General features: G+C 72.7%; 10 protein-coding genes and 1 tRNA gene. 10 read left to right on the forward strand and 1 reads right to left on the reverse strand.

What is annotated here, in order from left to right; genetic code table 11:
• Positions 1–98 precede the first annotated feature (98 nt).
• Complete coding sequence (hrpB, locus tag ACFXGA_RS31430; protein WP_378094190.1) at positions 99–2,447, reverse strand: ATP-dependent helicase HrpB; 2,349 nt, start codon at positions 2,445–2,447, stop codon at positions 99–101.
• Here hrpB and ACFXGA_RS31435 point away from each other — a divergent pair.
• From ACFXGA_RS31435 to ACFXGA_RS31480, 10 genes are all read left to right on the forward strand, one after another.
• Positions 2,446–3,546: a glycosyltransferase gene (locus ACFXGA_RS31435; protein ID WP_378094192.1), complete on the forward strand. Its 1,101-nt coding sequence runs from the start codon at positions 2,446–2,448 to the stop codon at positions 3,544–3,546. The genes hrpB and ACFXGA_RS31435 overlap by 2 nt on opposite strands.
• A 4-nt stretch (positions 3,547–3,550) precedes the next feature.
• Positions 3,551–4,363 (forward strand): GNAT family N-acetyltransferase, encoded by an 813-nt coding sequence (locus ACFXGA_RS31440; RefSeq protein WP_378094194.1) that lies wholly within the window; start codon positions 3,551–3,553, stop codon positions 4,361–4,363.
• Positions 4,364–4,424: 61 nt separating this feature from the next.
• Positions 4,425–5,747, forward strand: a complete 1,323-nt coding sequence (locus tag ACFXGA_RS31445; RefSeq protein ID WP_378094196.1) for an MFS transporter — start codon at positions 4,425–4,427, stop codon at positions 5,745–5,747.
• A gap of 65 nt (positions 5,748–5,812) precedes the next feature.
• Positions 5,813–6,568, forward strand: coding sequence for a DsbA family protein (locus ACFXGA_RS31450; RefSeq protein ID WP_378094198.1), 756 nt, complete (start codon positions 5,813–5,815; stop codon positions 6,566–6,568).
• Positions 6,569–6,694: 126 nt separating this feature from the next.
• Positions 6,695–6,767, forward strand: a tRNA-Ala gene (locus ACFXGA_RS31455).
• Between the two features lie 279 nt (positions 6,768–7,046).
• Positions 7,047–7,418, forward strand: a complete 372-nt coding sequence (locus ACFXGA_RS31460) for a hypothetical protein (RefSeq protein ID WP_378094200.1) — start codon at positions 7,047–7,049, stop codon at positions 7,416–7,418.
• Between the two features lie 34 nt (positions 7,419–7,452).
• Positions 7,453–8,088: a WXG100 family type VII secretion target gene (locus ACFXGA_RS31465; protein WP_378094202.1), complete on the forward strand. Its 636-nt coding sequence runs from the start codon at positions 7,453–7,455 to the stop codon at positions 8,086–8,088.
• An 8-nt stretch (positions 8,089–8,096) separates the two neighbouring features.
• Complete coding sequence (locus tag ACFXGA_RS31470) at positions 8,097–8,507, forward strand: YbaB/EbfC family nucleoid-associated protein (protein ID WP_378094204.1); 411 nt, start codon at positions 8,097–8,099, stop codon at positions 8,505–8,507.
• Between the two features lies 1 nt (position 8,508).
• Positions 8,509–8,847, forward strand: a complete 339-nt coding sequence (locus ACFXGA_RS31475) for a hypothetical protein (RefSeq protein WP_378094206.1) — start codon at positions 8,509–8,511, stop codon at positions 8,845–8,847.
• Between the two features lie 283 nt (positions 8,848–9,130).
• Entirely contained in the window at positions 9,131–9,439 is a 309-nt protein-coding gene (locus tag ACFXGA_RS31480) for a hypothetical protein (RefSeq protein WP_378094208.1), read from the forward strand.
• The last annotated feature ends 139 nt before the right edge of the window (positions 9,440–9,578 follow it).

The following is a 9,578-nucleotide window of genomic DNA, read 5'->3' on the forward strand; positions in this document are numbered from 1 at the left end:
CACAGCACCACATTGTCGGGGGGGGTGAGATACTCTCGGCGTCAGTCCCCCCCCCCCGCCGCCCCCCCCCCCCCCCCGGGGGGGGGGGCCGTCGTCGTTCAACGGCGGGCCGGCGGGGCGGTCAGCGGGTCCTCCGGCCAGCGGTGCTTGGGGTAGCGCCCGCGCAGTTCGGACCGGACCCGCGGGTATCCGGTCCGCCAGAAGGACGCGAGGTCGCCGGTCACGGCGGTCGGCCGGCCCGCGGGGGACAGCAGGTGCAGCACGACCGGCACCCGGCCGTCGGCCAGGCGCGGCGTCTCGGTCCAGCCGAACACCTCCTGCACCTTCACCGGCAGCACCGGCTCCGGTCCCGAGTAGTCCACTCGGATGCGTGAACCCGAAGGGACCTCCAGCCGGTCCGGCGCGAGGTCGTCGAACCGGACGGCCGCGGGCCACGGCAGCAGCCGCCGCACGACCTCCTCGCCGCTGATGCGCGCCAGGTCGGCCCGCCGCCGGGCGTCGCCCACGTCGACCACGGCGAGCAGCGCCTCGTCGTCCACCGCGGGCCACGGGTCGCCGAGCACCCGGTGCAGGAACGCCATCCGCTCGCGGGTGCGCAGCCCGTCCGCGTCCCACCGCAGCAGGCCCACGCCCTCCGCGCGCAGGCCGGCCAGCAGCGCCCGGCGGATCGCGTCGCGGTCGTGCAGCGGCTTGGCGGACAACGTGATCGCGCCCAGCTTGCGCAGCCGGTTCGCCACGACGTCGCCGTCCCACCGCACGTCGTCCTCGACGGACAGCAGCGACGACGCCGCCGTGACCGCCAGCTCCTCGTCGGCCCGCGCGGCCAGCCGGACGCGACCGTGGGCCCGGCCCGCCTCGCGGTCGGCGACCGCCACCGCGAGCCACTCGGCGTCGGCCAGCCCGCTGCCCGGCGGCAGCTCCACCGCCGTGCCGCCGGCCATCAGGTACACCGGCGACCCGGCCGCACGCCGTCGCGCCAGCCGTTCGGGGTAGGCGAGGGCGACCACCAGCGCCGGGTCGCCGCGACCGTCGCCCTCGACCATCGCGGCCAGCCGGCGGACCTCGCGCGGGTCGGCGTCCCGGGTGGACAGCTCGATCCCGGGGTTCGCGCGGTCGTCGTCCAGCAGGGCCACCACCTCGGCGGCCGTGCGCGCGCCCACGGCCGCCGCGCCGTCCAGCAGCGCCCGCGCCAGGCGGGGGTGCAGGCCGAGGTCGGCCATCCGGCGGCCCCGCTCCGTGGCGCCGTGCCCGTCCAACGCGCCGAGGGCGCGCAGCACCGAGCGGCCGGCGTCGAGCGCGCCCCGCGGCGGCGCGTCCCACCACCCCAGCCCTTCACCGTCCGGCACGCCCCAGCAGGCCAGCTCCAACGCGAGCCGGGTCAGGTCGGCGGTGCGGATCTCCGGCTCCGGGTAGCGCGGCAGCGTGCTGTGCTCGTGCGCGGGCCAGCACCGGTAGACGCGCCCCGGCGCCTCCCGGCCGGCCCGTCCCGCGCGCTGGTCGGCGACCGCCGCGCTGACCCGGACCGTGGCCAGCCCCGACAGCCCGCGCCGGTGGTCCACCCGCGGCACGCGCGCCAGCCCCGAGTCCACCACGGCCCGCACGCCCGGCACGGTCAGGCTCGACTCGGCGATCGCGGTCGCCAGCACCACCCGACGCCGGGAGCCGGGCCGCAGGGCGTCGTCCTGCGCGGACGTGGCGAGGCGGCCGTGCAGCGGCAGCACGTCCACGTCGTCGCCGATCAGCGCCGCGCACCGGCGGATCTCCGCCACGCCGGGCAGGAACGCCAGCACGTCGCCGTCCACTTCGGACAAGGCCCGGCGCACGGCGCGGGCGACGGTGGCCTCCACGCGCTCGCCGCGGGCCGGCGCGACGTGCTCGACGTCCACCGGGAACGTCCGCGCCTCCACCCGGATCACCGGCGCGTCGCCCAGCAGGTGCGCCAGGCGGTCGGCCGCCACGGTCGCGGAGGTCGCCAGCAGCCGCAGGTCCGGCCGCAGCCCGGCGCGGGCGTCGAGGAGCAGCGCCAGCAGCAGGTCCGCGTCCAGGTGCCGCTCGTGGCACTCGTCCAGCAGCACCGTGCCGACGCCCGCCAGCTCCGGGTCGTGCTGCAACCGCCGCACCAGCAGGCCGGACGTGACGACCTCGACCCGGGTGTCCTTCGAGGTCCTGCGGTCGCCGCGCACCGAGTACCCCACGGTCCGCCCCACCGGCTCGCCCAGCAAGCTCGCCATCCGCCCGGCGGCGGCACGGGCGGCCAGCCGGCGCGGCTCGGCCACCACCACGCGGCCCTCCAGCGCCAGCGGCACCAGCGTGGTCTTGCCCGTGCCGGGTGGCGCCACCAGCACCGCCGAGCCGTGCGCGGTCAACGTGCCCGTGATCTCGCCGAGCAGCGGTCGGATCGGCAGGTTCGGCAACTCCACGCCGCCAGTGTGCCAACCTGGGCGCATGGGGAAATGGGGTGTGCTCGGCGCGGCGGTGGCCCTGGCTCGCGCGGCCGTGACGATCAAGGTGTGGCGGGAGGTCGAGCGGCTGCCCGCGCGCCCGGTCGACGGCGGCTCGGTCACCGTGGTGGTGCCCGCGCGCAACGAGGAGCGCACGATCGACCGGTGCCTGGCCGGCCTGCGGAAGCAGGACTACGGGGACCTGCGGATCGTGGTCGTGGACGACGCGTCGACCGACCGCACCGCCGAGGTCGTGCGGCGGCACGCCGACCAGGATCCGCGCGTGCGGCTAATCACGAGCCCGGGGCCGCCGTCCGGCTGGGCGGGCAAGGTGCACGCGCTGCACGTCGGCGCGGCGGACGCCGACACCGACTGGCTGCTGTTCGTGGACGCCGACACCGAGGCCGCGCCCGACCTGGTCGGCAGGCTCGTCGCGGGCGCGCGGCGGGACGACCTCGACCTCGTGTCGACGTCCGGGCGGGGCACCCGGCCGAGCGCCGGGTGGTGGCTGCTGCTGGCGCCGGTGAACCAGCTGCTGTTCGAGACGACCACGGTCGACGGGCGGCGCGGCATGGCGTTGGCGGTCGGCCACTGCATCCTGGTCCGTCGGGCGGCGTGCGAACGGGCGGGCGGTTGGGCGGCGATCGCCGGGTCGCGCGCGGACGACGTGGGCTTCGCCACCCTGGTCCGCGACTCCGGCGGCCGCACGCGGTACGTGGACGGCGCGGACTCGCTGACCACGTCCGGGTTGGACACGTTCGGCGCCACGTGGGCGTCGATGCGCAAGAGCATGGTCGCCGGCACGTCGCTGTACGCGAAGGGGCCCGCGAGCGCGTTCCTGTCGCTGGCGTCCACCGGGCTCGCGCACATCGCGTACGGGGCCGTGCCGGTGGTGGCGGCGTTGCGCGGGTCGAAGCCGGGGCTGCTGGCGTGGCTGGCGCAGTCGGCGGCCGAGTACGCGTTCCTGGAGCGGGCCCGGCAGCCGCGGGCCGCGGCCGTGCTCGCGCCCGCGGCCTACGTCACGTTCGGAGCGCTGTCGCTGGAGTCGGCGTGGCGGGCGTTGCGCGGCACGACGACGTGGAAGGGCCGGGACGTGCGAGGCTGAGGTCGTGGTCGACCCGCTGCGCGATCCCGACGACCCCGACCTGCTCGACCCGTACCGGGCCCGTGAGCTGGCCGGGCTGGTGGAGGCCGCCCGGCTGGCCGCCGGCGCCGTCCGGTACGGCAAGGTCGGCCGGGTCGGGGTGGCGCAGGTCGTGGTGAACCGCGACAACCCGCTGCCCGGCGGCAACCACGCGTGCGCGGTGTACGGGTCGTCGGCCGAGGTCGCGGGCACGCTCATGCGGTTGGAGCAGACGTTCGCCGACGTGGGGCGGGCCGAGGCGGTGCTGTACGCGTCGCCGACCACGGTGGCCGAGATCGAGGGCATCGCCGACGACACCGGGTGGCACGCGGTGGAGGAGGCGTTGGCCGTTGTGCACCGGGGCGAGGTGGCGCGGTCGTCGCTGGTGCGGCCGGCGCGGGACACCGACCTGCCGGGCATCGCCGAGCTGCTGGCCGACGACCTGGGCGTGGACGGGCCGCGGCTGCTGCGGCACCTCGGTCAGCGCCTGGACGACCCGCGGTGCGTGTTCGTCGTGGTGGACGACGGTGACCGGATCGGGGGATTCGCGTCCGGGTTCACCGAGCGCCGGGTGGGTCTGGTGGAGCACGCGGTCGTGCGGCCGGCGCGTCGTCGGCGGGGGCTGGGTCGGGCTTTGGTGCGGGATGCGGTGGCGGCGTTGCGGGAGGCAGGGGCGTTGCTGGTGGCCGGGCACGTGGCCGAGGGCGGCGCGGGGGAGCGGTTCGTGGAGGCGTGCGGGTTCGACGTCTGCTACCCCGTGACCGCGTACGCGCGCAGGGTCGACGAACTGCTCGATTGAGTATTTAGTTGCCGCACCGCATATCCTTAGCACAGCTAACGGTGAGCGGAAGGGGCGTGCGGTGCTGGGGACCGACGGGCGAGGCTCGGAGAAGACGGCCAAGCCCCGGCTACCCGGCGAGGTGTGGGTCCTCGTCGTGGCGAGCTTCATCATCGCCCTCGGGTTCGGGATCGTCGCGCCGGTCCTGCCCGCGTACGCCAAGAGCTTCGACGTCGGCACGTTCGCCGTGTCCGCCGTGGTCAGCTCGTTCGCGCTGGTCAGGCTGCTGTTCGCGCCGATGAGCGGCCGGCTCGTCAACCGGTTCGGCGAGACCTGGGTCTACATCGTCGGCATCCTCATCGTCGCGGTCGGCACCGGCGCGTGCGGCTTCGCCACCGCGTACTGGCAGCTCATCGTGTTCCGGGCGTTCGCGGGCGTCGGGTCGACCATGTTCACCGTCGCCGCCGTCGGCCTGCTGATCCGCATCACGCCCGCCCCGATGCGCGGCCGGGCGTCCGGGCTGTGGGCCACCGGGTTTCTGCTGGGCAACATCGGCGGCCCGATCGTCGGCGCGCTGCTGGTCGAGATCTCCATCCAGGTGCCGTTCGTGACCTACGCGGCGGCGTTGGTGGTGGCCGCACTCGTGGTCTGGTGGTTCCTGCGCCGGTCCACGCTCGCCGCGCTGGACAACTCGACCGAGCAGGTCACGATGTCCGTGCGCACGGCCGTGCGGCGGTCGGCCTACCGGGCGGCGCTGGCCTCGGGGTTCGCCAACGGCTGGGCGGTGTTCGGCGTGCGGATCTCGCTGGTGCCGCTGTTCGTGGTGGAGGCGCTGCGCAGCACGCCCGCCGTCGCCGGCATCTCGCTGTCGGTGTTCGCCGCGGGCAACGCCGCGGTGCTCATGATCTCGGGCAAGCTGGCCGACAGCATCGGCCGCAAGCCGGTGGCCATCGCGGGGCTCGCGGTGTCCGCGATCGGCACCGTGTGGCTCGGGTACAGCGGGAACGTGCCCATGTTCATGGTCGCGTCCCTCGTCGCGGGCGTCGGAGCGGGACTGCTCAACCCGCCGCAGAACGCCGTCGTGGCCGACGTGATCGGGGCGAAGGCCAAGGGCGGGCCGGTGCTGGCGGCGTTCCAGATGGTCGCCGACTGCGGCGCCATCGTCGGACCGCTGCTGGCCGGCGTGCTGGCGGACCGGTTCTCCTACGGCGCGGCGTTCGCCGTGACCGGCGCGATGGCCGCGCTGGCGCTGGTGTTCTGGCTGTTCGCGCCCGAGACGCTGCCCAAGGCCGACGAGACCCACGTGGCGGCGGACGTGGCCGGCGAGTCCGGCCGGCTGGACGAGGGGCCGGAGGTGCCCGTCGGCGAGCGCGTGGCGGGCCGGCCCCGCCAGCCGGACGCCTGACCACTCAGGTTCCGCTCAGCATCGCTCGGTAGCCTGCGGGCGGGTGTGACCGGGAGGGCAGTGCGGTGGGTGGCGCGGAGCGCAACGCTCGGAAGAAGAAGCAGCAGCAGTTGGCGGCCAAGTCGGTCGCGACGGCGCGTGGCACGTCGAACGACCGCAACCGGATCGTCATCGGCGTCGTGGTCGTCGTCGTGCTGGCCGCCGTGGTGGTCGGCGGCGTGCTCTGGAGCCGTTCCGACGCCAAGCCGTCGTTGGCCGACCTGCCGCCGGTCACCGGCGTGTCCGCGCCGATCGAGCGCGACGGCGGCGCGGTCGTGGTCGGCCGGGACGACGCGAAGGTCACCCTGGACCTCTACGAGGACTTCCTGTGCCCCGCGTGCGGCAACTTCAAGAAGACCTACGGCGAGCAGATCAAGCAGGAGATCGAAGCCGGCAAGCTCCGCGTGCGCTACCACGTCCTGCCGTTCCTGAACCGCTACTCGGACCCCGAGGGGTACTCCCGCGACTCGGCCAACGCGGCCCTGTGCGCGGCCGACGCCGGCAAGTTCTGGGAGTACCACGAGACGCTGTTCCTGCGGCAGCCCGAGGAAGGCGGGCCGGGGTACACCAAGGCGGAGCTGGCGAAGCTCGGCGCGGACCTCGGGATCACCGGTGACGCGTTCCAGCAGTGCGTGGACGGCGGTGCCCACGAGCAGGACGCGCAGGCCGGGCTGGACGCCGTGAAGGCGACCGGGAACTTCGGCGGCACGCCGACGGTGATGAAGGACGGCCAGGTCGTCGACTGGGACGACCGCGACTGGCTGACCACCCTGCTGAAGTAGCCCGACACCGCGCCCACCAGGGCAAACGCGTTGGGGTACCCCCCGATTTCGTCGGGGTGGGGGCGGTGTTGTACGGTATTGCCACACGAGAACGGCGGCCCCAACCGCCGGGAAACGTGCAGGCAAGGGGCTGTGGCGCAGCTGGTAGCGCATCACACTGGCAGTGTGAGGGTCAGGGGTTCGAGTCCCCTCAGCTCCACAAGTTAATAGCTTGACTGATTCGCCCGCTGACCTGCGGTAATGCAGGTGGCGGGCGATCTTGCTTTTGTGTCCGTTGTGGACTGGGCCTGCCGAGCTGGAGCAAATCCGGAGCAGGCGGTCGCTCCGCACCAAATGTTGTCAGCCGTGTGCTCCAGGTCTCACTAACCCGGCTGGGTGGATCCTCCTGGCGACTTTTCGGTGCCGCTTCTTCGTTTCGAGGTGGCGGTTGATGCCTGCTGCTACATTGCGGCACGGGATGGTCGCAGGGGGTGACGAAATGGGGACTCCTGGTAAGGGCTATGCGCTGGACCCAGGTGAGTTCGAGCAGCTGAAGGTCAGTCTCAGAGCGGCTGGGGAGGCGCTGGGGCTACGGGACTTCCGCACCAAGGCCAGTCTCGAGGGCGGCATGACGGTGCAGTCCGTGAGCCCGCACGAGAACATCGAGGAGACCGTCGACGGGGTGATCCGGGCGTTGACGAAGTTCGTCGACCAGGACTACGCCCGGACCAGCCAGGCCGTGCAGGACTTCATCAACCAGGTCCACACCACGATCGAGACGGCGATCGACGGCGTCCACCGGACGCAGCAGGAGTACGTGGGGGCCGAGAAGCTCATCGGTGAGGGGATGCGCCGGGTCTACCCGGAGTGACCAGGGGGAGGGGCACGTGGGCTTTCTTCAGACCGTGATCACGGATTCGTTGCTGTCGGACGCGGGGGAGATCGACGGGTTCGCCGCCCGGCACGCCCCCGGCCTGCCGTCCATCGAGTCCACATTGAGGGTCATCAGGGACATCGACCCGGAGTCGTTCCGCCGGATCGGGCGGGACGTGTGGGGCACCGGGCAGTCCGACGGCGCGGACCAACTGGGCCAGGCGATCGACGGCTGCGTCAGGGGCCTGGAGACGGCGGCCAACCAGGCTTCGGCGTGGACCGGTGAGGCGAGCAACGCCTACACCGAGCGCATCAACCGGATGAAGCAGGCGCTGGGCGAGATGCGCAAGCCCGCCCACGACGTCGGCCAGGCGCTGGTCGACATCGCCGACGGCTTCGAGTTCAAGGCCTCGGACATGTGGAACAACATCTGGAGCGCCATCGGGTTCGCGCTCGGCGTCATCGGTGTCATCGCGGGCATCATCGTCGGTCTGACCGGGATCGGCGCCGTCGTGGGGCTGATCCTGGGCATCCTCGGCGTCCTGGCGGGCCTGGCCGCGTGGTGGCACTCGCAGAAGTTCAAGGCCGACGAGCAGATCGCCAAGTGCGCCGAGGCGTCCGCGGACGCCGCCAAGGCGATGGAGTCGCTGGGCAAGCTCCAGCCCTAGGAGGGGACGTGGATCCGCAGGAGATGGTCGCGCAGGCGCAGGAACGTTTCGCCAGGATCAGGCGCGACCCGGAGAAGGTGCTGTTCAGCCAGTACAAGGGTGTGTCGCCCAGCGGTGCGGTCACGGTGTGGGTGGACATGATGGGCAAGCTCGTCCGCGTGCACATCGCGCCGAACACGCTTTATGAGGGTGGAGAACCCTGGTTGGCCGAGGAGGTCATGGCGGCGCACGAGGCGGCCAAGCGGGCCGCCGAGGTGCTCGACTTCAGCATGGCCGACCTCGCGCGTGAACTCGACGACGCACTGACGTTGAAGCAGCACGTCACCGCTGCTCCCGAGACGCCGCCGGTCGACCGACGCCGCACCACACCTCGCCCTGACGACGACGAGTGGTTCGAGAACCGGAGTCACCTGCGCTGACATGTCACGACCACTCCTGAACGACCGCGGCCTCGCCGTGTCGTGCGCACTGGTCTTCGCGATCCTCTTGGGGGTCGCGGCACTCGGCTTCGCCCAGATCGCGTCGACCTACCAGTGGTGCGGCCGCGATGCGGCGGGGCAACTGGCGTCGGTTGAGGCGGTGGCCGAGCTGCGTCTCAACGCAACACCGGCCGTTGTATGTCGAAGCGGTGAGGTGACCGTGGAGTTGCCGATCGCACCGGCTGTCGCCGGCGTGGTGTTCGCGGTGATCGGCATGGTGCTCAGCCTCGTCACGGTCGTCATCACCGCACGGCGTGTTCGTGCTGCCCAACGGCGTTGACAGGGTAAGGACCGCAGATCGACCTTGAATCCGCCACGCCGGCCGATGTCCCGAGACGACGGAGTGGTCTCGGCACCATGGTTGGCGATCAACCTGGCCCAGGGAGATCGCTGTGATCGTGTCCTCGGTGATGACTGACCATCCCTCCTGGCTGTCGGCAGGCGCAACCGCCTATCGCGCCGTCCGTTCCGGAAGCTCCACCTGGGTATCGACCTGCACGCCCACGAAGACCGGTGCCACCCGGACGGAGGCACACCCGGTGCGGGGCGAAGGAGACGCTCCCGTGCTCGACGTCATCGACCCGGGCAGGCTGACCGGTGCAGATGAGGTGGTGGACGTGCTGCGCGCTGCCGGCACGGTGGGACGCTGGCGCAACCCGGACCTGTGGGATGCCCTGGCGACGTCGATCGTCCGGCAGGTGATCCGGGCGGGTCAGGCGCGCAAGCTCTACGGACGTTCTGCCAGGCACACGGCGAGGAAGTCCGCACGCCTCACGGGCCGGCGTGGCTATTCCCGACACCGGAAGCCGTTCTCGCACTCCCGGACGATGAGTTCACCGCCCTGGGGATGGCCTTCAAGCGCCGTCCGCTGAAAGCCGCCGCCGAGGCGGTGCTGGAGTTCGGCGCGAAGTGGGTCTGAGCTTCCCCCGGTAGCCCGGTGGCTTTCCAGGCATGGTCCGATAGGGCCTGAAGGGAGTCGTCCGTGGCACCACCGAAGAAGTACCCCGACGA

It is taken from the genome of Actinosynnema sp. NPDC059335 (assembly GCF_042752395.1).
Taxonomy (GTDB): domain Bacteria; phylum Actinomycetota; class Actinomycetes; order Mycobacteriales; family Pseudonocardiaceae; genus Actinosynnema.

What these genes read in the sequence shown, in the direction of transcription:
- ACFXGA_RS31435 (WP_378094192.1), top strand. Translation starts at nt 2,446, where the DNA reads ATGGGGAAATGGGGTGTGCTCGGCGCGGCGGTGGCCCTGGCTCGCGCG.
- ACFXGA_RS31460 (WP_378094200.1), top strand. Translation starts at nt 7,047, where the DNA reads ATGGGGACTCCTGGTAAGGGCTATGCGCTGGACCCAGGTGAGTTCGAG.
- ACFXGA_RS31475 (WP_378094206.1), top strand. Translation starts at nt 8,509, where the DNA reads ATGTCACGACCACTCCTGAACGACCGCGGCCTCGCCGTGTCGTGCGCA.
- hrpB (WP_378094190.1), bottom strand. Translation starts at nt 2,447, where the DNA reads ATGCGCCCAGGTTGGCACACTGGCGGCGTGGAGTTGCCGAACCTGCCG.